General features: G+C 69.6%; 23 protein-coding genes. 19 read left to right on the forward strand and 4 right to left on the reverse strand.

All coding sequences use genetic code 11. The features are described from left to right. The first annotated feature begins 3 nt into the window (after positions 1–3). The 9 genes from CSC71_RS13685 to CSC71_RS13725 all read left to right on the forward strand — a co-directional run bounded on the left by CSC71_RS13685 (position 4) and on the right by CSC71_RS13725 (position 7,643). Positions 4–2,217, forward strand: coding sequence for a S9 family peptidase (locus tag CSC71_RS13685; protein ID WP_162374936.1), 2,214 nt, complete (start codon positions 4–6; stop codon positions 2,215–2,217). 87 nt (positions 2,218–2,304) lie between these two features. Next, the gene (locus tag CSC71_RS13690) at positions 2,305–2,739 is read left to right on the forward strand and encodes a YbaN family protein (protein WP_162374937.1); all 435 of its coding nucleotides are present in this window, start codon (positions 2,305–2,307) and stop codon (positions 2,737–2,739) included. Between the two features lie 38 nt (positions 2,740–2,777). Continuing rightward, positions 2,778–3,035: an LPS translocon maturation chaperone LptM gene (gene lptM, locus CSC71_RS13695; protein ID WP_162374938.1), complete on the forward strand. Its 258-nt coding sequence runs from the start codon at positions 2,778–2,780 to the stop codon at positions 3,033–3,035. After that, positions 3,028–3,873, forward strand: a complete 846-nt coding sequence (gene dapF, locus CSC71_RS13700) for a diaminopimelate epimerase (protein ID WP_162374939.1) — start codon at positions 3,028–3,030, stop codon at positions 3,871–3,873. The genes lptM and dapF overlap by 8 nt, the downstream gene beginning before the upstream one ends. Beyond that, positions 3,870–4,538 carry a DUF484 family protein gene (locus tag CSC71_RS13705; RefSeq protein WP_162374940.1) on the forward strand — a complete coding sequence of 223 codons (669 nt, stop codon included), beginning with the start codon at positions 3,870–3,872 and terminating at the stop codon, positions 4,536–4,538. The genes dapF and CSC71_RS13705 overlap by 4 nt, the downstream gene beginning before the upstream one ends. A gap of 44 nt (positions 4,539–4,582) precedes the next feature. Beyond that, entirely contained in the window at positions 4,583–4,936 is a 354-nt protein-coding gene (locus tag CSC71_RS13710) for a hypothetical protein (RefSeq protein ID WP_162374941.1), read from the forward strand. 36 nt (positions 4,937–4,972) lie between these two features. Further along, positions 4,973–5,866, forward strand: a complete 894-nt coding sequence (xerC, locus tag CSC71_RS13715) for a tyrosine recombinase XerC (protein WP_162374942.1) — start codon at positions 4,973–4,975, stop codon at positions 5,864–5,866. An 8-nt stretch (positions 5,867–5,874) separates the two neighbouring features. Further along, positions 5,875–7,170 (forward strand): SDR family oxidoreductase, encoded by a 1,296-nt coding sequence (locus CSC71_RS13720; RefSeq protein WP_162374943.1) that lies wholly within the window; start codon positions 5,875–5,877, stop codon positions 7,168–7,170. After that, a complete protein-coding gene (locus CSC71_RS13725) occupies positions 7,167–7,643 on the forward strand; it encodes a DUF2269 family protein (protein ID WP_343037694.1) in 477 nt (158 codons plus the stop codon). Before CSC71_RS13720 ends, CSC71_RS13725 begins: the two co-directional genes overlap by 4 nt. Positions 7,644–7,659: 16 nt before the next feature. Here CSC71_RS13725 and CSC71_RS13730 read toward each other — a convergent pair whose 3' ends face one another. Continuing rightward, positions 7,660–8,484, reverse strand: a complete 825-nt coding sequence (locus CSC71_RS13730) for a D-hexose-6-phosphate mutarotase (protein WP_162374944.1) — start codon at positions 8,482–8,484, stop codon at positions 7,660–7,662. Positions 8,485–8,492: 8 nt separating this feature from the next. Beyond that, a complete protein-coding gene (locus tag CSC71_RS13735; protein ID WP_162374945.1) occupies positions 8,493–8,951 on the reverse strand; it encodes a nucleoside deaminase in 459 nt (152 codons plus the stop codon). Between the two features lie 133 nt (positions 8,952–9,084). Here CSC71_RS13735 and ubiE point away from each other — a divergent pair, with 133 nt between their 5' ends. The 3 genes from ubiE (at position 9,085) to CSC71_RS13750 (ending at position 12,802) form a co-directional block, all read left to right on the forward strand. Then, positions 9,085–9,876, forward strand: a complete 792-nt coding sequence (ubiE, locus tag CSC71_RS13740; RefSeq protein ID WP_162374946.1) for a bifunctional demethylmenaquinone methyltransferase/2-methoxy-6-polyprenyl-1,4-benzoquinol methylase UbiE — start codon at positions 9,085–9,087, stop codon at positions 9,874–9,876. Between the two features lie 71 nt (positions 9,877–9,947). Next, positions 9,948–11,867 carry a M1 family metallopeptidase gene (locus CSC71_RS13745; RefSeq protein WP_162374947.1) on the forward strand — a complete coding sequence of 640 codons (1,920 nt, stop codon included), beginning with the start codon at positions 9,948–9,950 and terminating at the stop codon, positions 11,865–11,867. A gap of 209 nt (positions 11,868–12,076) precedes the next feature. Next, positions 12,077–12,802, forward strand: coding sequence for a hypothetical protein (locus tag CSC71_RS13750; protein ID WP_162374948.1), 726 nt, complete (start codon positions 12,077–12,079; stop codon positions 12,800–12,802). A gap of 31 nt (positions 12,803–12,833) precedes the next feature. Here CSC71_RS13750 and CSC71_RS13755 read toward each other — a convergent pair whose 3' ends face one another. After that, the gene (locus tag CSC71_RS13755; RefSeq protein WP_162374949.1) at positions 12,834–14,255 is read right to left on the reverse strand and encodes a GGDEF domain-containing protein; all 1,422 of its coding nucleotides are present in this window, start codon (positions 14,253–14,255) and stop codon (positions 12,834–12,836) included. A 36-nt stretch (positions 14,256–14,291) separates the two neighbouring features. After that, positions 14,292–15,224, reverse strand: coding sequence for a carbohydrate kinase family protein (locus CSC71_RS13760; RefSeq protein WP_162374950.1), 933 nt, complete (start codon positions 15,222–15,224; stop codon positions 14,292–14,294). Between the two features lie 278 nt (positions 15,225–15,502). Between CSC71_RS13760 and CSC71_RS13765 the strand changes: the two genes are divergently transcribed. The 7 genes from CSC71_RS13765 to CSC71_RS13795 all read left to right on the forward strand — a co-directional run. After that, positions 15,503–16,549: a rod shape-determining protein gene (locus tag CSC71_RS13765; protein ID WP_162374951.1), complete on the forward strand. Its 1,047-nt coding sequence runs from the start codon at positions 15,503–15,505 to the stop codon at positions 16,547–16,549. Between the two features lie 126 nt (positions 16,550–16,675). Next, positions 16,676–17,632 (forward strand): rod shape-determining protein MreC, encoded by a 957-nt coding sequence (mreC, locus tag CSC71_RS13770; RefSeq protein WP_162374952.1) that lies wholly within the window; start codon positions 16,676–16,678, stop codon positions 17,630–17,632. Beyond that, complete coding sequence (gene mreD / locus CSC71_RS13775) at positions 17,629–18,108, forward strand: rod shape-determining protein MreD (protein WP_162374953.1); 480 nt, start codon at positions 17,629–17,631, stop codon at positions 18,106–18,108. Before mreC ends, mreD begins: the two co-directional genes overlap by 4 nt. Positions 18,109–18,115: 7 nt before the next feature. Then, positions 18,116–20,101, forward strand: a complete 1,986-nt coding sequence (gene mrdA, locus CSC71_RS13780) for a penicillin-binding protein 2 (protein WP_162374954.1) — start codon at positions 18,116–18,118, stop codon at positions 20,099–20,101. Next, positions 20,098–21,234, forward strand: coding sequence for a rod shape-determining protein RodA (gene rodA / locus CSC71_RS13785; protein ID WP_162374955.1), 1,137 nt, complete (start codon positions 20,098–20,100; stop codon positions 21,232–21,234). Before mrdA ends, rodA begins: the two co-directional genes overlap by 4 nt. A gap of 136 nt (positions 21,235–21,370) precedes the next feature. Then, on the forward strand, positions 21,371–22,501 hold the full coding sequence (gene mltB / locus CSC71_RS13790; protein WP_162374956.1) for a lytic murein transglycosylase B: 1,131 nt from the start codon (positions 21,371–21,373) through the stop codon (positions 22,499–22,501). Next, positions 22,498–23,440 (forward strand): septal ring lytic transglycosylase RlpA family protein (locus CSC71_RS13795; protein ID WP_162374957.1); only part of this gene is annotated, 943 nt, incomplete at its 3' end. The genes mltB and CSC71_RS13795, both read left to right, overlap by 4 nt.

Raw genomic sequence — 23,440 nt, forward strand, 5'->3', positions numbered from 1 at the left:
CATATGAAGACCCTCCCATACCTGTTCGCGACCGTCCTGATGAGCCTTCCGCAGACTTCCGTCCTCGCCGCCGAAGCCGTCGCGCCCGACGTGGCGAAGAAGCCGCACGTGGTCAGGGCGCCGTTCGGCGCCGAGCGCAACGACGACTACTACTGGCTGCGCGACGACGAGCGCAAGAACCCGGAGATGCTGGCCTACCTGAACGCGGAGAACGCCTACGCCGACCAGGTGCTGGCGCCGCTCAAGCCGCTGCAGGACAAGCTGTACGAGGAGATCGTCGCGCGGATCAAGCAGGACGATTCCAGCGTGCCGTACCGCGAGCGCGGCTGGTGGTACTACTCGCGCTTCCAGGCCGGCAAGGACTATCCGGTCTACGCGCGGCGCAGGGACGCGGCCGGCATCGACGCGCTGTCGATCCAGAAGGCCAACAACGCCTCCGACTTCGCCGGCGAACAGGTGCTGCTCGACGTCAACGAGCTGGCGAAGGGGCACGACTACTACAACATCGGCGACTGGGAAGTATCGCAGGACAACAGGCTGCTGGCCTACGCCGAGGACACCAACGGCCGCCGCCAGTACACGATCCGCTTCCTCGACCTCGAAACCGGCGAGAAGTACCCGGAGACGATCAAGGGCGTGTCGCCGGACCTGGTCTGGGCGGACGACAACCGGACGCTGTTCTACGTCGAGAACGACCCGGAGACGCTGCTGACCGTGCGGGTAAAGAAGCACGTGCTCGGCACGCCGGTCGAACAGGACGCGCTGGTCTACGAGGAGAAGGACGACAGCTTCTACATGGGCATCGGCCGCACCCGCGACGACAGGTTCATCACCATCTTCCTGGACAGCACGGTTTCCAACGAACTGCACTACGCGCCGGCCGCGAATCCGGACGAGTTCGCCGTCCTCGCCCCGCGCGAGCGCGACCTGGAATACGACGCCGACCATTTCGACGGCCAGTGGGTGATCCGCACCAACGCCGACGGGGCGAAGAACTTCAAGATCGCCACCGCGCCGTCCGATGCGACTACCCGCGGGCAATGGAAGGACTGGGTGGCGCACGACCCGAAGGTGTTCGTCGAAGGTTTCGAGCTGTTCGACGGTTTCGCCGCGGTCGCCGAGCGCTCCGACGGGCTGGAGCGCATCCGCCTGCTGAAGAAGAAAGTAGAAAGTCCGCACATGGATGTGCGGGCTCTTGCGAGGGACTCGCAATACGAGCAGGAATACGTGAAGGCCGACGAGCCGGCGTATTCGATGGGCCTGGACGTGAACTCCGAGCCGGACACGCCGTGGCTGCGCTACGGCTACACCTCGATGACCACGCCGTCGACCACCTACGAGCTCAACGTGCTCACCGGCGAACGCCGCCTGCTCAAGCAGCAGCCGGTGCCGGGCTACGACCCGTCGCAGTACGCGACCGAGCGCGTCTGGGTCGAGGCGCGCGACGGCACGAAGGTGCCGGTGTCGCTCGTATACAGGAAGGGCTTCAGGAAGGACGGCAGCGCCGCGATGCTGCAGTACGGCTACGGCAGCTACGGCGCGTCGATGGACCCGTACTTCAGCGCGACCACGGTCAGCCTGCTCGACCGCGGCATGGTCTACGCGCTGGCGCACATCCGCGGCGGCCAGGAAATGGGCCGCGCCTGGTACGAGGACGGCAAGCTGCTGAACAAGAAGAACACCTTCACCGACTTCATCGACGTCACCGACGCGCTGGTGAAGCAGGGCTGGGCCGCGCCGGACCGCGTCGCCGCGATGGGCGGCAGCGCCGGCGGCCTGCTGATGGGCGCGGTGGCGAACATGGCGCCGGAGAAATACCGCGTGATCGTGTCGCAGGTGCCGTTCGTCGACGTGGTGACGACGATGCTCGACCCGAGCATCCCGTTGACCACCAACGAGTACGACGAGTGGGGCAATCCGGAGCAGAAGAAGTTCTACGACTACATCGTCACCTATTCGCCGTACGACAACCTCGCGGCGAAGGCCTACCCGGCGATGTTCGTCGGCACCGGCCTGTGGGATTCGCAGGTGCAGTACTGGGAGCCGGCCAAATACGTGGCGAAGCTGCGCGACCTCGACACCGGCAAGTTCCCGGTGGTGTTCCGCATCAACATGGACGCCGGCCACGGCGGCAAGTCCGGCCGCTTCCGCCGCTACCGCGAGGCCGCCGAGTACTACGCGTTCATGCTCGACCAGCTGGGCGTGGCGGCACGGTGAGCGTTCCCCCTCTCCCGCTCGCGGGAGAGGGCCGGGGGCAAGTGCAAGCCGGAAGAAGATAGCGCCGAACTCTGCTAAAACGTCCGCATGCGACATGCGCCCCCATCCCGGCCTTCCCCCGCAAGCGGGGGAAGGGGGTCGAAACGCTTCCGCTGGGCCTGGTGGCTGCTGGCCTACGTCGCGCTGGGCCTGGGCATCGTCGGCGTGTTCGTGCCGGGCCTGCCGACCACGGTGTTCATCCTGATTTCGGCCTGGGCCGCGGCGCAGGGCTCCGAACGCCTGCATCGTCGCCTGCTCGCGCACCCGCGCTTCGGCCCGGCGATCCGCGACTGGCAGGCGTACCACGCGGTCTCGCGCAAGGCCAAGCGAGCCGCGAGCTGGGCGATGCTGGCCTGCGCGGCGGTCCTGCTCGTCGTGATGCTGCTGGTCGAAGGCCATCGCTGGTGGATGTCGGCATTGCCGATCGCCTGCATGGCCGGGGTGGCGTGGTGGTTGTGGCGCAGGCCGGAACCGCCGCGCTAGGCGTTCGCGTTCACCGGGCTCTGGCTATACTCGTTGCCATGAAGACCGAACTCCGCATCGTCATCGCGGGCGTCGCACTGGCCGGACTCGCGGCCTGCGGCGCCAAGGGGCCGCTGTTCCTGCCCGAGAGCGCCGCACCGGTGGAAGTGCCCGAGGCGACGCCGGCACCGGCACCGGCGGAAACGCCCGCCGACCTCCCGGCGGTGCCGCCGGTCAGCCTGCCCGAAGCGACGCCGGCCGCAACGCCGGAGGAAACCCCGGCCACCACGCCGACCGCGCCGGAAACGAATGGCTGAGGCTTCCACCCTGCGCTTCAGCAAGATGCACGGCGCGGGCAACGACTTCGTCGTGCTCGACCTGCGCGGCGGCACCCCGCCGCCGGACGCGAAGCTCGCCGCGCGACTGGCCGACCGCCACTTCGGCGTCGGCTGTGACCAGATCCTGACCATCGAGCCGCCGCGCACGGAAGGCTCGGTCGCCGCGTACCGCATCTGGAACGCCGACGGTTCCAATTCGCAGCAGTGCGGCAACGGCGCACGCTGCATCGCCGCGTGGCTGGTCCGCGACGGCGCGGCGAAGGGCAGTCGATTCCGCATCGACAGCCCGGTGGCGACCCACGACGTCGAGCGCCTGCCGGACGGCGACTACGCCATCGAGCTGGGCGTGCCGGATTTCGAGCCGTCGCGGATCCCGATGGTGGGCTTCGAGCACGAGCGCGACGAATACGACCTGCCCTTGCAGGGGGAAAACATCCACTTCGGCGCCGTGTCCATGGGCAACCCGCACGCGGTGCTGGAGGTGCAGGCGGTCGACATCGCGCCGGTCGAGCGCGTCGGCCCGGCGCTGCAGAAGGACGCGGCGTTCCCGCAGTCGGTCAACGTCGGCTTCGCCGAGGTCGTCGCGGCCGACCGCGTGCGCCTGCGCGTGTACGAGCGCGGCAGCGGCGAAACCCTGGCCTGCGGCAGCGGCGCCTGCGCGGCCGCGGCGGTGCTGATGCGCCGCGGGCGGATCGGCCGCGACGCCGTCGTGTCGCTGCCGGGCGGCGACCTGCGCATCCGCTGGCCGGGCGACGCGGCGCAGGTCATCATGTCGGGACCGGCGCAATTCGTATTCGAGGGGGAATGGACAGGATGAGCGAGAAAGACGAGAAACTCGGCGCGCACGAAGTGGCGGCCTGGCTGCGCCGGCACCCGAACTTCCTCAAGCAGTTCCCCGACCTGGCGCTGAGCCTGTCGGTGCCGCGCGACGAGGGCCCGACCGCGTCGCTGGCCAGCTACCAGCTGGAAGTGCTGCGCGACAAGAACCGCGAGCTCAACAAGCGCCTCAACGAATTGTTCGCCAACGCGCAGGTCAACGAGCGCCTCGCGGTACGCACGCACCAGCTGACGCTGGCGCTGCTGAAGCAGACCAGCGCCGCGGACACGCTGCGGGCGATGGTCGCGTCGCTGCAGGAGGACTTCAGCGGCGACCTGGTGCGGATCGTCTCGTTCGGCCCCGTCGCCGGGCTCGAGGCCGACTGGTTCCAGGTCATCGAGGAAGGCAGCCCGCGCCTGTCCACGTTCAAGGACAGCCTGGCCGACGGCGAGCCGCTGTGCGGACGCCTGCAGCCGGAAAAGAACGCGCTGCTGTACGGCGTGCGCGCGGAAGAAGTGAATTCGTCGGCGCTGCTGCCGCTGGCCGGCACCGGCCTGGTCGCGGTCGGCAGCCGCGACGGCAACCGTTTCTATCCCGGCATGGGCACGCTGTTCCTGCGCATGATGGGCGAGTCGCTGGTGGCGGCGCTGAAGCGGTTCGACTGAATCGCGAGATGAAGGACTATTTCTTCACGAGGATTTGGGTGGTCATGGCCATCTTCCTCGTGCGGATGTCGCCGATCATTGGCGTCGCGCTCGCTTCCTGGGCGCATGAAGTCGACCAGGGATCGTGGGTCGTGGCTTTCCTGGCCACTTTGCTGTTGCAGATCTGGTTCTATTGGACGTCAAAACGTTGTTCGAACGAGCAGTTCGGATATACGAAGGGCCTTTTCCTGATCGGTGCCGCCATGAGCACGGGCTGGTCGTACCTGGATCTCGTTTTCGTCACTGTTGCATTGGTGGTTGCGCAGATCGTCTCGCTATTCATCGGATTGATGCCGTCCGCGCCAGCCACCTACTGCAGACTCGTCCATCTTTTTTATCGCCACCGGATGGAGCAATGATTCGAGGGCCGTTGATCGCGGCGGGGATACTGGGCCATGCCCGCCATTGAAGACTTCCTCTCCCACCTGCGGGTCGAACGGCGCATGTCGGCGCATACGCTCGATGCCTACCGCCGCGACCTCGACGCATTGCAGGCATGGGCGGCGGAGCAGGGCGTTTCCGCGCCCGCCGGGCTCGACGCCGCGCAGATGCGCGGCTTCATTGCCGCCGAGCACCGCCGTGGGCTGTCGCCGAAGAGCCTGCAGCGGCGGTTGTCCGCCTGCCGCAGCTTCTTCGCCTGGTTGCTGAAGCACGGCCACGTGACCGCCAACCCGGTCGCCGGCGTGCGCGCGCCGAAGGCGCCGCGCAAGCTGCCGCAGGTGCTCGACGCCGACGAGGCGATGCAACTGGTCGAAGTGCCGACCGACGCGCCGCTGGGCCTGCGCGACCGCGCGCTGCTCGAACTGTTCTATTCCTCCGGCCTGCGCCTGAGCGAGCTGTGCGCGTTGCGCTGGGGGGGGCTGGACCTGTCCGGCGGTTTCGTCACCGTCACCGGTAAGGGCAACAAGCAGCGCATCGTGCCGGTCGGCTGGCATGCGCGCGCCGCACTGCAGGCCTGGCGCGACGAGCAGCAGGCGAAGGGCGACGCGCCGTCGCCGGACAAGCCCGTTTTCCCGGGCCGCGGTGGTGCGCCGATTTCGCAGCGCGCGATCCAGATCCGCATCAAGCAGCTGGCACAGCGCCAGGGCCTGTTCAAACATGTGCCCCCGCACATGCTGCGGCACAGCTTCGCCAGCCACATCCTCGAGTCGTCCGGCGACCTGCGCGGCGTACAGGAACTGCTCGGCCACGCCGACATCGCCACCACGCAGATCTACACCCACCTCGACTTCCAGCACCTGGCCAAGGTGTACGACGCCGCGCACCCGCGGGCGAAGCGCAAGCCTTGAGGGATCGCATGGGGGAAGCGGCGGCGAAGGGGACGGTGCTCGTGGTCGGTGCGGGCGGATTCCTCGGCGGCTACATCGTCGCGGCGCTGCGCGAAGCGGGCTGGCGCGTGCTGCGCGGCATGCGCGCGCGCGGCGCGGCGGCGGCGGACGTGCGCCATTGCGACCTGTCGACGATGCTCGCGCCGCAGCAATGGTCGCCGGCGCTCGACGGCGTCGATGCGGTGGTCAACGTCGCCGGCATCCTGCGCGAAGCCGGCACGCAACGCTTCGACCCGATCCACCACGACGCGCCGCTGGCCCTTGCGCGGGCCTGCGTGGCGAAGGGCGTTCGCCGCTTCGTGCAGGTTTCGGCATTGGGCGCGCCGGAAGACGGCGGATTCATCGCATCGAAGCACCGCTTCGACCAAGCCTTGCTACGGCTTCCGCTGGATGCGGTGGTGCTGCGGCCGTCGATCGTCTATGCGACTTCCGGTTCCTACGGCGGCACTTCGTTGCTGCGCGCGCTGGCGGCGCTGCCGTTCGCCACGCTGCTGCCCGGCGACGGGCGCTGGCCGATACAGCCGGTCGTCGCCGAAGACCTGGCGCGCGTCGCCGCGCATGCGCTCGACGCGCCGGCGAAAGGCCTCCACGAAGTCGGCGGCCCGGAGCCGATGAGCCTGCGCGAATACCAGCTGGCATGGCGCGAATGGCTGCGGATCCCGGGCCGGCGCGCCTGGCCGACGTCGGAAGCGTGGGTGTCGATGCTGGTCTGGTGCTGGGAGCGCATCGGCAGTGGCCCGGTCGGCGAAACGATGTGGCGCATGCTCCGCCGCGGCAACGTCGCCGCGCCCGGCGCCAGCGAGGACCTGCGCCGGCATTTCGGCTTCGCGCCGCGCGCCCTGCGCGAGGTGCTGGCCGCGCAGCCGAGCCAGGCGCAGGACCGCTGGCAGGCGCAGTTGTATTTCCTCGCCCCGGCCTTGCGCTTCGCCTTCGTGCTGCTGTGGCTGCTGTCGGCGGGGGCCGGTTTCGCGACGCCCGCGGCGCAGGTCGATGCGCTGGCTGCCGGTTCGCCGCTGGAAGGGGCCGCACCGGTTGCGCTGGCGCGCGGCGGCGCGGCGATCGACCTGCTGCTCGCGGCCTGGCTGCTGTCCGGCTGGCGGTTGCGCACGGCGGTGGGGCTCATGGCCGTTTCGGTGCTGGCCTACACGCTGGTGCTGGGCGTCGCGTTGCCGGCGACGTGGCTGGATCCGCTCGGCGGCTTGGCGAAGAACCTCGTGGTGCTGCCCGCGCTGGCGGTGCTGTGGGTGCTGTCGGACAGGAGATGAGCGCGATGACGGCGTACCTGCTGGTGAAATGGCTGCACATCCTGTCCTCGACGCTGCTGTTCGGCACGGGCCTGGGCATCGCCTTCTTCATGTGGATGGCGCACCGGCGCGGCGATCCGCGCCACATCGCCGCCACCGCGCGCACGGTGGTGATCGCCGATTCCTGTTTCACCGCGCCGGCCGTGGTCGTGCAGCTCGCCAGCGGCCTGTGGCTGGCGCATTTTCTCGGCATCCCGCTGACGCATGCATGGGTGGGGGCGGCGCTGCTGCTGTTCGTGCTGGTCGGCTGTTGCTGGCTGCCGGTGCTGTGGTTGCAGGTGCGCGCCCGCGACCTGGCGCGGGCGGCGGCCGACGGCAACGAGCCGCTGCCTGACGCCTACCATCGCGCCATGCGCTGGTGGTTCTGGCTGGGCTGGCCGGCCTTCATCGCCGTGGTCGCCATCTTCTGGCTGATGGTCGCCAAGCCCGGTTGACGCCGCGCCGCGCGGATCAGTGCAGGATTTGCGAACCCGACCAGGTTTCTCCCGGCGCGAGGACTTGCGGCGCCAGCACCTGCCCCGCCTCGACGCAGACGAAGCGCTTCCAGTCGCCGGGCGCGAGGTCGCCGATCCCGGCCGCCAGCCTTTCCCCGGGATTCCAGACCACGGTGTCGCCGAAGCCTGCCTGTTCGATATGCAGCACGCGCGCGCCGTCGTGCAGTTCCAGCGGTGCGACCACGTCGTTGTAGATGCGGTCGACTTCGCCCCCGAAGCGGACTTCGTGGTCGTCCTCGCGGCGCAGGACCCCGCCGGCCGCACTGTCCTCGTAATCGCAGCCTTGCAGGCCGAACAGGGCGACGTTGTCGATGTCCTCCACGCGCAGGTAGGTGTGCAGCGCGGCGGTGAAGGAGAGAACGTCGTCGCCGGTGTTCCCGATTTCCAGGGTCAGCTCGATCGTGTCGGCGGACAGGCCGACGCGCAACCGCGCGGCGAAGGCATGCGGCCATTGCGCGGTGCGCTCGTCGTTCTCGAGTTCGAAGGCCGCAAGCCCGTCCCCGATGCCGGCGTAGCGCCATGCCAGCGCGCGCGCGAAGCCGTGGCGCTGGTGCGGGCCGCGTTCGGCGAACTGGGGGAAGATCACCGGCACGCCGCCGCGGATCGCCGCGCCTTCGGCGCATTTCGCGCGTTCGCTGAGGAACAGTCGTTCGCGGCCGTCGGCCGGGATCCACGACAGCACGTGCGCGCCGTGCAGGGCGACCAGCGCGGTCGCACCGTCGTTGCGCAGGCGGATGCAGGGGATTCCGCGGGACTGGACCGGTTCGGCTTGCAGGGGCATGCGCCGGCTCAGTCCTCGCCGATGTCTTCGTTCCAGGTTTCCGGATTCGCCGCGATCCAGTCGCCGAGCATCGTGATGCACTCGTTGTCGTTGAGGTCGATCACTTCGACGCCGTTGTCGCGCAGCCAGTCGATGCCGCCGGCGAAGTTGACCGATTCGCCGACCACCACGGTGCCGATGTTGAACTGGCGCACCAGCCCGCTGCAGTACCAGCACGGCGCCAGCGTGGTGACCATGATCGTGTCGCGGTAGCGGCGCTGGCGGCCGGCCTTGCGGAAGGCGTCGGTTTCGCCGTGCACCGACGGGTCGCCTTCCTGCACGCGGCGGTTGTGGCCGCAGCCGAGCAGGGTGCCGTCGTCGCGGTACAGCGCCGCGCCGATCGGGATGCCGCCTTCGGCCAGCCCCTGCCGGGCCTCGGCGATGGCGGTCTGCAGCAGGGCGCGGTAGTCGGGCGTGGCGATGGGCATGGAAGGCGTCTCCGTTCGTGCTGGGCGTAGCCCGCCGTGCGGGCGAAGTCGAAGCATGGTCCCTGGCCTCGGGGTCCGGGACCGGCGGGGATATTGTGAACAATCGCGCCGCCGCCGGTGCGATAATGGCCGCATGAATCCCGCTTCCGGCAAGTCGTCCCCGCACGAACCCTCGCCTTACGAGCAGGGCACCACCCACTTCGGTTTCCGCGACGTGGCGGCGAAGGACAAGCAGAAGCTGGTCGGCGAGGTGTTCACTTCGGTCGCGTCGAAGTACGACCTGATGAACGACCTGATGTCGCTGGGCATCCATCGGGTGTGGAAGCGCTATTTCGTCGGTACCGCGCAGGTCAAGCGCGGCGACCGCGTGCTCGACCTGGCCGGCGGCACCGGCGACATCGCCGCGTTGCTGAAGGACCGCGTCGGCGACCGCGGCGAGATCGTGCTCGGCGACATCAACGCCGGCATGCTGTCGGTTGGCCGCGACCGCCTGACCGACCGCGGCCTGGTCAAGGGCCTCGAGTACGTGCAGTGCAACGCCGAGGCGCTGCCGTTCCCGGACGACAGCTTCGACCTGGTCACGATCGCCTTCGGCCTGCGCAACGTCACCGACAAGGACGCCGCGCTGCGCGAGATGCACCGCGTGCTCAGGCCCGGCGGGCAGGCGCGGGTGCTGGAGTTCTCCGAGGTGAAGGTCGACTGGTTCAAGCCGGTGTACGACTTCCACTCGTTCCAGGTGCTGCCGCGACTGGGCCGGCTGTTCGCCGGCGACAGCGACAGCTACCGGTACCTGGCCGAGAGCATCCGCAAGCACCCGCCACAGGAACGGCTGAAGGCGATGATGAACGAGGCCGGTTTCGCCCGGACCGGCTACCGCAACCTGTCCGCCGGCATCGTGGCCGTGCACGCCGGCTACAAAGTGTGACCGTCGCCGCTCCCGCGTTCATGCGGCGGGGGCGGTAAACTGGCGGCTTCACCTGTCGCAGGAAAAATCCGATGCGTGCCGTATTGCTGGGCCTCTCCGCCGCCGCCGTGCTGGCGGCCGGCTGTTCCAAATCCCCCGAACCCGAATCCGCCACCACGCCCGCGGGGCCCGCAGCCGTGAAGACTTCGCGCAGCCACGACGAAAGCTCGTACGCCGAACCCGACAAGGTCGTCATTTCCGACCTGGCGCTGGACCTGGCCGTCGACTTCGACAAGAAGCAGATCGCCGGCACCGCCACCTACAAGCTCGACTGGAAGGACAAGCAGGCCACGCAGCTGGTACTGGACACGCGCGCGCTGACCATCGAGAAGGTCGAGGGCGACGACGGCAAGGGCGGCTGGGCGCCGCTGCAGTTCGCGCTGGCGCCGGAGGACCAGATCTTCGGCAGCAAGCTGACCATCGAGGCGCCGGCGCGCAACGCCCAGGTGCGCGTGGCCTACCACACCTCGCCGAAGGCGTCCGGCCTGCAGTGGCTGGAGCCGTCGATGACCGAGGGCAAGCAGCTGCCGTTCATGTTCAGCCAGTCGCAGGCGATCCACGCGCGCAGCTGGGTGCCGCTGCAGGACACGCCGGGGGTGCGTTTCACCTACAGCGCGCACGTGACCAGCCGCCCGGACGTGATGGTGCTGATGAGCGCCGACAACGACCCGGCCGCGCCGCGCGACGGCGACTACAGCTTCAAGATGCCGAACCCGATCCCGTCGTACCTGCTGGCGATCGCCGCGGGCGACCTGGTGTTCAAGCCGCTCTCCGCGCGCAGCGGCGTGTGGGCCGAGCCGGCGATGGCCGACAAGGCGGCCAGGGAGTTCGAGGACACCGAGAAGATGATCCTGGTCACCGAGAACCTGTACGGCCCGTACCGCTGGGGCCGCTACGACATCCTGGTGCTGCCGCCGTCGTTCCCGTTCGGCGGCATGGAGAACCCGCGCCTGACCTTCGCCACGCCGACCGTGATCGTCGGCGACAAGTCGCTGGTGTCGCTGGTCGCGCACGAACTGGCGCACAGCTGGTCGGGCAACCTGGTGACCAATTCCAGCTGGAAGGACATCTGGCTGAACGAAGGCTTCACCACCTACGTGCAGGCGCGCATCACCGAGGCGATGTACGGCGCGGAGATGGCCGACATGGAGCGGCAGATCGACCAGTCCGGCCTGGCCGACGACCTGCAGGGCATGGCCGCGGACGCCCAGAAGCTGGCGTTGCCGCCGCTGGCCGGCCTCGATCCGGACGACGCGCTCAGCGAAGTCCCCTACACCAAGGGCGCGTGGTTCCTGCAGTTCCTCGAACAGCGCTTCGGCCGCGAGACGTTCGACGCGTTCCTGCGCGGCTGGTTCGACGACCATGCCTTCCAGAGCGCCAACACCGACCAGTTCGTCGAGTACCTGAGGAAGAACCTGCTGGCGAAGAGCCCGAACGCGGTCAGCGACGCCGAACTCGACGCCTGGCTCAACCAGCCGGGCATCCCGCCGTTCGCGATCAAGGCGCAGTCGCGCGGCTTCGCCATCGTCGATACCGCGCGCATCGCCTGGCTGGGCAGCGGTACGCTGCCGGACCCGCAGGTGACCCGCGACTGGACCACGCAGCAGTGGGTGCACTTCATCGAAGGCCTCGGCGACACCGCCAAGCCCGAGCAGCTGAAGCAGCTGGACGGCGCCTACAAGTTCACCGGCACCGCCAACGGCGAGATCGCCATGCGCTGGTATCCGCTGGCGATCCGCAGCGGCTACGCCGAGGCGCAGGCCGCGGCCGGCGAGTTCATCCAGCGCGTCGGCCGGCGCAAGCTGATCATGCCGATCTACACCGAACTGGCGAAGACGCCGGAAGGCCTGGCCTTCGCCCGCGAGACCTTCGCCAGGGCGCAGCCGGGCTACCACCCGATCACGACCGCGTCGGTCGAGGCGCTGCTGGCCAAGGCCGAGGCCGGCGAGTAACCCGGGAAGCAAGCCCTCTCCCGCCGGGAGAGGGCCTGGGGCGGGGCGCCGGCGGAGTCGGCACGGCTTGCGCTCGCGACTGCCTCGCCACGCGGGCGCTTCCGTCCGTCGATGCGGTGCAAGCGACGCCGGCTTCGCCGTACCCTCATCCGGCGCTTCGCGCCACCTTCTCCCGGCTGGGGAAGGGAACAGCTTTCCGGAGTCGAAACATGAAACGCAACCTGACCCTCGCTGCCCTCGTCCTCGTCCTTGCCGCCTGCGGCCCGAGCGAAGCGGAGCTGCGCGCCGCCGCCGAAGCCGCCGCGGCGCAGAAGGAGCAGGCCGCCGCCGAACTGGCCAGGCAGTACGACGACGCGCTGGCCGCGCGGAAGTGGGAGATGGCGCGCATCCACGGCGCCGCGCTGCTGGCGCAGTACCCGGACACGCAGGCCGCGGCGCAGGTGCAGGCGACGTTCGACGAAACCAAGGCCAAGGCCGAGGCGCAACGCGAGCAGGAGCGGCTGTCGTCGCTGTGGAACTACGCGCGGGTCGCGGTGGGCAAGGGCGAGCAGCGCTCGGCGATGATCTACAGCAAGCAGCCGGTCGACGTCGACGGCAGCGGCCCGCGCACCGTGCAGCTGGTGTTCCGCGACCACCCGCAATGGGGGCGCAGTGCGTACCTGGTGCTGCAGGCCGGCGATTTCGCCAAGGCCTGCTACGGCAGCTGCAGCGTGACCGTGGCCGCCGACGGCGCCGCGCCGAAGAAAATGTCCGCCAACCGGCCGAAGACCGACGAAGCCATCGCGATGTTCATCGACAACGACAAGGCGCTGTGGAAGCTGGTGCGCAAGTCGAAGGCGATCGAGGTTGAGTTCCAGACCCGCGATGTCGGCCCGTGCAAGGTGGTTTTCGAAGTCGGCGGGCTGGACGGCAAGCAGATGCCGGGCTGGGATTGATGCATCGCAGGGCGCAAGCCCCGCTGCATTCCTACGCGCCGGCCGGCGATGGCGGCCCTTCCAGTTCCACCCGGTTGCGGCCGCTGGCCTTGGCCCGGTAGAGCGCGCGGTCGGCGCGATTGATCAGCGCTTCCAGCGATTCGTCGCCCTGCGGCGGCGCGTGCACGGCCAGGCCGATGCTGACGGTGATGTCCATGGTCGGACCGTTCTCCAGTTCCAGCGGCTGCGCCGAACTCGAGCGCAACCGCTCGGCGGCGAGCAGGGCGCTGGCTTCATCGACGCCGGACATCAGGATGGTGAATTCCTCGCCGCCGAAACGGCACAGCAGATCCTCGCCGCGCAGCTGGTCGAGCGCGCGACGGACGAACGCGACCAGCACGGCGTCGCCGACGGCATGGCCATGGCGGTCGTTGATCGACTTGAAGTGGTCCACGTCGACCATCATCACCGCCACGGTACGGTCCGCGGCCGCCGCTTCGGCGACGACGGCGCGGCCGCGTTCCATGAATGCGCCGCGGCTCAACGCCTGGGTCAGGGAATCGTGGCTGGTGGCGTGGTACAGCGCGGCCAGCAGGCGGTCGCGAGTGGCGATGACGCCGGCCACGGTCAACGGCGCCACCGCCACCAGCGCCATGCCGATGCGCATCGATATCACCGCGGCCATGTCGCGCTGCAGGTGCAGCGGGATCCAGTCGTTGGCGATCGCCACCAGCGTCCACGCGCACAGCAGCAGGGTCGCGGTCGCGGTGACGAACAAGCGGTAGCGCAGCGCGCACCACAGCAGCGCCGGCACCGGGAAGGCGATGGCGCCGGGGCCACCGATCAGCACGCCCATCAGCACGGTCAGCAGCAGGGCCAGCGCCGGCAGCCAGCGGCCCAGCGTGTGCCGCGGTTGCAGCGCGCGACCGCGCCATTCGCGGTACAGGTCGCCCGGGCGCGGCATCAGCAGCACCACCGGGACCAGGGTCAGGTAGCTGATCAGCTCGGCGGAAAACCAGTTGCCGAAGGCGATGCCGAAGTCCGCGCCGGCGGTCGGGTTGCCGACCATTGCCGCGGCCAGCGCGGCGCAGACGCAGACCAGCAGCACCCACAGCATCGACTGCGGTTGCTGCAGGTCGCGGTCCTCGCGGCGGATGCGCAGGAACAGGGCGTAGCCGACCGCCACGCCGGCCAGGTTGGCGGCGGTCAGGTGCAGGGTGAGCGACAGCGCGCTGCCGGTGGCCAGGTCGGCGGCCAGGTAGGCGAGGGCGGCGGCGATCCAGGCCAGTGGCGTGGCCAGCGCGGGGCGCCGCGCGAACAGTCCCAGCAGCAGGGCGTTGGTCGGCCAGAACGAGGCCAGTTGCTGCTCGGGGCGGCTGAGGATGCCCAGCCAGCAGGCGGCGAACACCAGCCCTCCGATCATGGCCGCATCGCGCAGTCTCCGGGAAGCGGCGGACGGGCCGATGTCGCCCATGCTGGCTTCCTGCCGGGACATGTCTTGCCGCGCCGGTTACAGCGAATAGCCGAACTGCTGCTTGAACTGCTCGTTGAACTCGGCGAAGTCGAAGCGCTGGTTCTGGGTGCCGGGGTGCTCCACCTTCAGCGCGCCCATCAGGTTGCCGATGCGGCCGATGGTGACCCAGTCGAAATCCTTCTCGATGCCGAAGATCAGGCCGGCGCGGAACGCGTCGCCGCAGCCGGTGGGATCGACCACGCGGCGTTCGTGGGCCGGCGGGATGTCGTAGCTCTTCTGCGGGGTGTGGATCACCGCACCCTTCGGCCCGCGCGTGGTGATGTAGGCCTTCACCCGCGACACCACGTCGTTCTCGTTCCAGCCGGTGCGTTCCTGCAGCAGGTTCGATTCGTAGTCGTTGACCACCACGTAGTCGGCCTGCTCGATGAACGCGCGCAGCTCCTCGCCGTTGAACAGCGGCATCGCCTGGCCGGGGTCGAAGATGAAGGGCACGCCCATCTCGGCGAATTCGGCCGAGTTCTGGATCATGCCTTCGCGCCCGTCCGGGCCGACCAGGCCGATGCTCACGCCGGGCACGTCCTTCACGTGGTTCTCGTAGCTGCGCATCATTGCGCCGGGGTGGAACGCGGTGATCTGGTTGTTGTCGTGGTCGGTGGTGATGAACGCCTGCGGGGTGAACAGCTCGTCGATCACCTTGACCCGGCTCAGGTCGATGCCGAGGCCTTCGAAGTACTCGCGGTACGGGCCGAAGTCCTGGCCGACCGTGCCCATCGGGATCGGGTTGCCGCCGAGCAGCTTCAGGTTGTAGGCGATGTTGCCGGCGCAGCCGCCGAACTCGCGGCGCATCCGCGGCACCAGGAACGACACGTTGAGGATGTGCACCTTGTCCGGGAGGATGTGGTTCTTGAACTGGTCCGGGAACACCATGATGGTGTCGTAGGCGAGGGATCCACAGATCAGCGCGGACATCGGTCGGTCTCTTGGTCGGGCGGGGTGCCGGTCCGTCGCTCCCTGGTGGACCGGTCCGGCGGCGAAAGGTTAACGGCTGCGGCCCCGGCCGGCCAGCCCGGCGCCGGCGCCGGCATTGCCGGAAAGGCGCGGGAATGTGCCGGAAGCAGCGGTTTTCCCGAGAAAATTCCTTGCCCGGGAACAGGCCGGTTGCTAGGCTTATCCGCCCTTTATCGCCCCTCCGAGGCCGCGGATCCCCCGCCGGCGGCTTCCGTCATTCAGCAGGACCCTCTTCCCCGATGTTCAAGAAACTCCGCGGCATGTTTTCCAACGACCTGTCCATCGACCTGGGCACGGCCAATACCCTCATCTACGTCCGCGGACAGGGCATCGTGCTGAACGAACCGTCGGTGGTCGCGGTCCGCACCGACCGCGCCTACGGCGGCAACCGGGTGGTCGCCGCGGTCGGCGCCGAGGCCAAGCAGATGCTCGGCCGCACCCCCGGCAACATCACCACCATCCGCCCGATGAAGGACGGCGTGATCGCCGACTTCACCTACACCGAGGCGATGCTCAAGCACTTCATCAAGAAGGTGCACAAGTCGCGCTTCCTGCGCCCCAGCCCGCGCGTGCTGGTGTGCGTGCCGGCCGGCAGCACCCAGGTCGAGCGCCGCGCGATCAAGGAGTCGGCCGAAGAGGCCGGCGCCCGCGACGTGTACCTGGTCGAGGAACCGATGGCCGCGGCGATCGGCGCCGGCATGCCGGTGTCCGAGGCGCGCGGCTCGATGGTCATCGACATCGGCGGCGGCACCACCGAAGTGGCGGTGATCTCGCTGTCGGGCATCGTCTACTCGCAGTCGGTGCGCATCGGCGGCGACCGCTTCGACGACGCCATCATCAACTACGTGCGCCGCAACCACGGCATGCTGATCGGCGAGGCCACCGCCGAGCGGATCAAGCTGGAAATCGGCTGCGCCTACCCGCAGACCGAGGTCGCCGAAATGGAGATCTCCGGCCGCAACCTCGCCGAGGGCGTGCCGAAGATGATCAAGATCAACTCCAACGAGGTGCTGGAAGCGCTGCACGAGCCGCTGGCCGGCATCGTCAGCGCGGTCAAGCTGGCGCTGGAGCAGACCCCGCCGGAACTGTGCGCCGACGTCGCCGAACGCGGCATCGTGCTGACCGGCGGCGGCGCGCTGCTGCGCGACCTCGACAAGCTGCTGTCCGAGGAGACCGGCCTGCACGTGCAGGTCGCCGACGACCCGCTGACCTGCGTCGCCCGCGGCGGCGGCCGCGCGCTGGAGCTGGTCGACATGCACGGCAACGAGTTCTTCTCGCCGGAGTGACGCAAACCGGGTTGCTGGTTCGTGGTTCTTGGTTCTTGGTGAGTCGTCCCGTCCGTTTTTCCCCACAACCAACAACCAGCAATCAACAACCGCTGTGACAGCCAGCCGTCAGGAACCGAAACGCTAGTGCCTTCCTACGCAGGCCCCCCCGTTGCCTCGCGTTCCGGCGAAATCGCCGGCACGCTGAAGCTGCTGGCCTATCTGGCGCTGGCCATCACCCTGCTGATCCTCGACCACCGCGGCGGCTGGCTGACGCAGCTGCGCCGGCAGAGCGACGTGGTCGCGCAACCGGTGTGGTGGTTGGCCGGCCTGCCGGGTCGCGTCGCGACCCGGGTGCAGGACGACGCCGCCACGCGTTCGCAGCTGACCGAGGAGAACCGCCGCCTGCGCAACGAATTGCTGATCGCCAACGCGCGCCTGACCAGGCTCAGCACCGCCGCGGCCGACAACGTGCAGCTGCGCGCGCTGCTGGGCATGGCCGAGAGCCGCGGCCTCGACGTGCAGCTGGCGCCGGTGCTGAACATCGACCTCGACCCGACCCGGCAGCGGCTGGTGCTCGATGCCGGCAGCAACGACGGCGTGCGCGTGGGCCAGGTGGTGATCGACGCCGGCGGCCTGATCGGGCAGATCATCGAGACCACGCCGGACAATTCCACGGTGCTGCTGCTGACCGACCCCGACCATGCGGTGCCGGTGATGATCGGCCGCACCGGCGTGCGCCTGCTCGCCTACGGCAACGGCCGCAGCGACCAGCTGGAGCTGGTCAACATCCCGACCAACACCGACCTGCAGGTCGGCGACGTGGTGCTGACCTCCGGACTCGGCGGGCGCTTCCCGGCGGGCTTCCCGGTCGGCACGGTGGTGCAGGTGCGGCACGACGAAAGCCGCGCCTTCCTGGTCGCCGAACTGAAGCCGGCCGCGCAGCTCGACCGCGGCCGCGACGTGTTGCTGCTGATCGAGGCGCCGCAGGCGGCGGTGCCGCCGGCCGACGGGAAGAGGGGGGCGGGGGACGCGGGCACGCCGGGTGCCGGCGGCGCCGTCGATCCCCCGTCTCCCGCGCCTTCGAAGGAGCCGAACCGATGAGCCGCCAGCGCATCGGCTGGATCCTGCCGGTCAGCCTGCTCGCGGCCCTGCTGCTCGGCCTGGTGCCGCTGCCGGAAGCGCTGCTGCCGCTGCGCCCGTACTGGCTGGCGCTGGTGCTGGCCTACTGGCTGATCGAGGCGCCGGACCGCGTCGGCCTCGGCTTCGCCTTCGTCGCCGGCATCGTCGCCGACCTGATGTTCGGCGCGTTGCTCGGCGAGCAGGCGCTGCGCCTGACCATCATGGCCTTCATCCTGCAGCGCTTCCGCGCGCGGTTGCGCTTCTTCCCGCTGTCGCAGCAGGCGCTGCTGATCGGCGGCCTGCTGCTGAACGACCGCATCGTCACGATGCTGGTGCACATGGCGCTGGGCGTGCCGCGACTGCCGTGGAGCTACTGGTGGGCGCCGCTGCCGGGCATGCTGCTGTGGCCGCCGCTGTTCGTGCTGCTGGATACGCTGCGCCTGGGCAAGCGCGATTGAGCCGGCCATGTCGACGTACCGCCGCCGCGCGAAGAACCCCTATGCGGAAGCCGAGCAGTTCCGCCGCCGCGCGACGTTGGGTTTCGCGGTGGTCGCGCTGTTCCTGCTTGGCCTGGCCGGCTGGTACTTCAAGCTGCAGGTCGTCGACCACAGCGAATACGTCGCGCGCTCCGAGGAGAACCGCGTCCGCCCGCGCCCGGTGGTGCCGGCGCGCGGCAACATCTACGACCGCCACGGCGTGCTGCTGGCCGAGAACGTGCCGGCCTACCGCCTCGAGGTGCTGCCGGAGAAGGCCGGCGACACGAAGACGCTGATCGCCGAACTGGGCAAGGTTGTCGCGCTGGATCCGGACGACGTCGCCCGCTTCGAGGCCACGCGCAAGGTCGCGCGCGGTTTCCGCCCGATCCCGCTCAAGCTGCGCCTCAGCGAAGACGAGATCGCGCGCTTCGCGGTCGACCGCTGGCGCTTCCCCGGGGTCGAGGTGGTGCCGTACCTCAACCGCCACTACCCCTACGGCGACCTGTTCGCGCACGTGATCGGCTACGTCGGCCGCATCGACGAGAAGGATCTGGAAACGCTGCCCGAGGAAGACGCCGCGCTGACCCACATCGGCAAGACCGGGCTGGAGCGCTATTACGAGGAAGCGCTGCGCGGCAAGGTCGGCTACGAGAAGATCGAGACCAACGTCGAGGGCCGCGCGCTGCGCTCGGTCGGCCGGGTGCCGGCGCAGCCCGGTGCCGACCTGCGCCTGGGCATCGACGCCAACCTGCAGCGGGCGATGGCCGCCGCGTTCGGCGAACTGGAAGGCTCGGCGGTGGCGATGGACCCGCGCAGCGGCGAGATCCTGGCGATGGTCAGTCTGCCCGCCTACGACCCGAACCTGTTCGTCAACGGCATCTCGCACGCCGATTTCGCCGCGCTCAACGAAAACCCCTCGCGCCCGCAGTTCAACCGGCTGGTGCTGGGCGGCGTCGCACCCGGTTCGACGATCAAGCCGCTGACCGCGCTGGCCGGGCTCGACAGCGGCGTACGCAAGCCCGAGGACAAGGTGCTTTCGACCGGCATGTTCCGCCTGCCGGGCATGAAGGGCCGAGGCTGGGGCGATTCGCACCGCGGCGGCCACGGCTGGACCGACGCGCGCAAGTCGATCTGGGATTCGGTCAACACCTACTACTACTACCTGGCGACCGACCTGGGCGTGCAGCGCTACGACGAGTACCTGGGCCGCTACGGCTTCGGCAAGCCGACCGGCATCGACCTGACCGGCGAGATCGGCGGCATCCTGCCGTCGCCGGCGGAGAAGCGGCGGCTGACCAAGGAACGCTGGTATCCCGGCGACCTGGTCAACGCGTCGATCGGGCAGGGCCTGTGGAAGGTGACGCCGTTGCAACTGGTGCGCGGCGCCAGCGCGATCGCCAACGGCGGCGAGCTGCTGCGCCCGCACCTGGCCGTGGCGCAGCGGCTCGGCTTCGACGCGCCGTGGCAGCGGTTGCCGCAGCCGGCGCCGGTCGGGATCACCACGCATCCGGAAAACCTGCGCGTGGTGCAGGAAGGCATGGAGATGACCGTCAGCATCGGCACCGCGGCCGCGGTGTTCCGCGGCGCGGGGTACCGTTCGGCGGGCAAGACCGGCACCGCGCAGGTGGTCAACCGCAGCGAACGCGCGGTCGATCCGAGGTCGCTGCCGCTGTGGAAGCGCCACCGCGCGCTGTACATCGGCTACGCGCCGGCGGAGAACCCGACCATCGCGGTGGCGGTGGCGGTCGAGGGCGGCGGCTTCGGCGCGGCCACCGCCGCGCCGATCGCGCGCGCGATCTTCGATGCGTACCTGCTGGGCAAGATGCCGGAAGGCGTGGAGAAGATCGGCACCGAAACCGCGCCACCGCTGGTGGCGACGGCGGCGGATGCGGCTTCCACTGGCACCGTATCGGCGCCGCCAGCCGCGGCCGCGACGAATCCCGTGCCCGCCACCATCCCGGAGCCGAAGCGATGAAGGAAATCCTGCGCTGGCTGGCCGCGCTGACCGAAGAAGTCATCCGGACCTTCGACTGGCCGCTGCTGCTGGCGCTCGGCGCATTGATGGGCATCGGCCTGATGGTGCAGTACAGCGCCGGCGGCGACGCCCACGGCATGCACAACATGCTGGCGCAGGGCGTGCGCTTCGCGATCGGGCTGGCGGTGATGTGGGCGCTGTCGCGGGTGCCGCCGGCGCGCCTGCGCGGCTGGACGCCGGGCGTGTTCCTGGCCTCGCTGTTGCCGCTGGTCCTGGTGCTGTTCATCGGCACCGGCAAGCACGGCAGGCACTGGATCGACCTGAAGGTGTTCTACCTGCAGCCGTCGGAGCTGCTGAAGATCACCCTGCCGATGGCACTGGCCTGGTACCTGAACCGCGAACCGCTGCCGCCGCAGCTGCGCACGCGCGCGGCCAGCGCCGCGCTGGTCGCGCTGCCGACCGCGCTGGTCCTGCTGCAGCCGGACTTCGGCACCGCGATGCTGGTCGCGGCCAGCGGCGTGTTCGCGATCTACCTGGCCGGGCTGTCGTGGAAGTGGATCGCGCCGGCCGCGGCCGGCGGCGCGGTCGCCTTCGCGCTGGCGATGTTCGCGCCGATCAAGTGGTTCTCGTTCCTGCGCGAATACCAGCAGAACCGCATCCTCACCTTCCGCGACCCGGAGAACGATCCGCTCGGCGCCGGCTGGAACATCGTGCAGTCGAAGATCGCGATCGGCGCCGGCGGCTTCACCGGCAAGGGCTGGGGGCAGGGCTCGCAGTCGCACCTCGACTACCTGCCCGAGCACACCACCGACTTCATCTTCTCGGTGCTGTCGGAGGAGTTCGGCTGGATCGGCGTGTTCACCGTGCTCGCGCTGTACCTGTTCGTGATCGGCCGCTGCCTGTGGATCGCGATCGACGCGCGCGACACCTACTCGCGCCTGCTCGCCGGCACGCTGGGCCTGTCGTTCTTCGTCTACGTGATCGTCAACGGCGGCATGATCTCCGGCCTGCTGCCGGTGGTCGGCGTGCCGATGCCGCTGCTGAGCTACGGCGGCACCTCGGCGGTGTCGCTGCTGGCCGGCCTCGGCCTGGTGATGGCGGTGAAGGCGCACCGGCCGGTGCATGGGTATTGAGGCGAGCGGTGAGCGGGTATCGGGGTGGGAAGCGAGCGAAGGCCGGAGTCGACGATTGCTTCCGCTCACTCTTCTCCGCTCGCTCCTTCGCTTCATTCATGATTCCCGTCGTACCTCCATGCTACCCTCGGCGCCGATGATCCGACGCGCCTTGTTCTGCCTTGCGACGCTCGGGTTGGCCGCCTGCGCGAGCCAGCCGCGGGAACCGTCTCCTCCGCCATCCGCCACTCCCGCGACCACCACCACGCCGGCCGAGGCCTCGGTCGAAGCGGTGCGCGGCCCGGTCGACCTGACCCGGGTCCCGTTCACCGAGGCGCGCGCGGCCTTCGTGCGCGACACCGCGGCGAAATACGCGATCGACGCCGCCTACGTCGACGGCGTGCTGGCGCAGGCGCAGTACCGCGGCGACGTGGTCGAACTGATGTCGCGCCCGGCCGAGCGGGTCAAGCCGTGGAACGAGTACCGCGCGCGCATGCTGACCGACGCGCGCATCGCCGCCGGCCGCGCGTTCTTCGCCGAACACCGCGATGCGTTGCGGCGAGAGGAGGAAAGGTACGGCGTACCCGCGGAAATCATCACCGCGATCGTCGGCGTCGAGACCAGCTACGGCGGCTTCACCGGCAAGCACCGCGTGCTCGACGCGCTGTACACGCTGGCGTTCTTCTATCCGCGCAGCGGCGACCCGGCGCGGGCCGCGTACGAGCAGAAGCGCGAGAACTTCTTCCGCGACGAACTGGCGCAGCTGTTCGCGCTGTGCCGCGAGGAGAACCTGGACATCCTCGCGGTCACCGGCAGCTACGCCGGGGCGATGGGCATGGCCCAGTTCATGCCGTCGAGCTACCGCGAACTCGCCGTCGACGGCGACGGCGACGGCCGCCGCGATCTCTTCAACGACTACGACGACATCTTCGCCTCGGTGGCCAACTACTTCGTGAGGAAGGGCGGCGAGCGCGGCGGCTGGGTGCGCGGCGGCGCGGTCGCGGCGCGCGCCGAGCTGCTGCCCGGCCACGAGGAGTTCAATCCCGACGACTGGCTGCCGACGTACACGCTCGACGACCTCGCCGCGCGCGGCTACCGGCCGCTGGAAGCGGTGCCCGCCGACGCCACCGCGACGCCGGTGACCCTGCAGGCCAGCGACGGCAAGCAGTACTGGCTGGGTTTCCGCAACTACTACGCGATCACCCGCTACAACAACTCGAAGATGTACGCGATGGCGGTCTACCAGCTGTCGCAGGCGATCCTCGGCCGGGAGCTGCCGCCGGCATGAAGCGCTGGCCGCTGCCGTTGCTGCTGCTCGCGCTCGCGGCCTGCGGTACCACGCCGAAGAAACCGGCCCGGCCCGCCGCCGCGCAAGCCGGCGGGCCGGGCGCATCCGCATTGGCTGCGGCCGCTGGCGATGGCTGCGCCGGCCGCTATGCGCCGGCGCAGGAAGACCCGTCCACGCGCGGCGATTACACGCGCGGCGGCCTGTACAAGCCGGGCGTTGCCGATTCCACGCCGGAACACGTGCCCGACATCGACTGCATCGCCGAACCGGCGGTCGTCGACGCGCCGCGTTCGCCGTTCGGCAACAGGACGCCGTACACCGTGCTCGGCAAGACGTACCGGGTGCTGGACAGGCCCGACGGCTACGTCGAGCGCGGCACCGCGTCGTACTACGGGCAGAAGTTCCATGGCCGCCTCACCTCGAACCGCGAGGTGTACGACATGTACGCGTTCACCGCCGCGCACAAGACCCTGCCGCTGCCCAGCTTCGCCCGCGTCACCAACCTCGACAACGGCAAGTCGGTGGTGGTGCGGATCAACGACCGCGGTCCGTTCCACGACGGCCGCGTCATCGACCTCAGCTACGCCGCGGCGGTGAAGCTGGGCATCGTGGCGCGCGGCACCGGCAACGTCGAGGTGCGCGCACTGATCCCGGGCGAGGCCCCCGCGGTGGCCGTGGCCGCGAACCCCGCGCCGCCGGCGCCCGCGGCGAGCGCGATGGACAAGCTGGTCGACGGCCTGCCGCCCGTCGCCGCGGCCACGGCGGCCGTGCCGGCGTCGAACCTGCGCTACTACGCGCGCAGCAAGCCGGAGCACGCCTCCGGTGCCGACGATTTCGACGCCTGGCTGCGTGCGCAGGACCTGCAGATCGTCGGCGGCAAGGTAGTGCGCGCGTCCTCCGCGGCGGAAGGCGCGAACCCGGCAGCGACCGGGGCCGCGC

Source organism: Pseudoxanthomonas sangjuensis (assembly GCF_010211755.1).
In the GTDB taxonomy this organism is placed as follows: Bacteria; Pseudomonadota; Gammaproteobacteria; order Xanthomonadales; family Xanthomonadaceae; genus Pseudoxanthomonas_A; species Pseudoxanthomonas_A sangjuensis.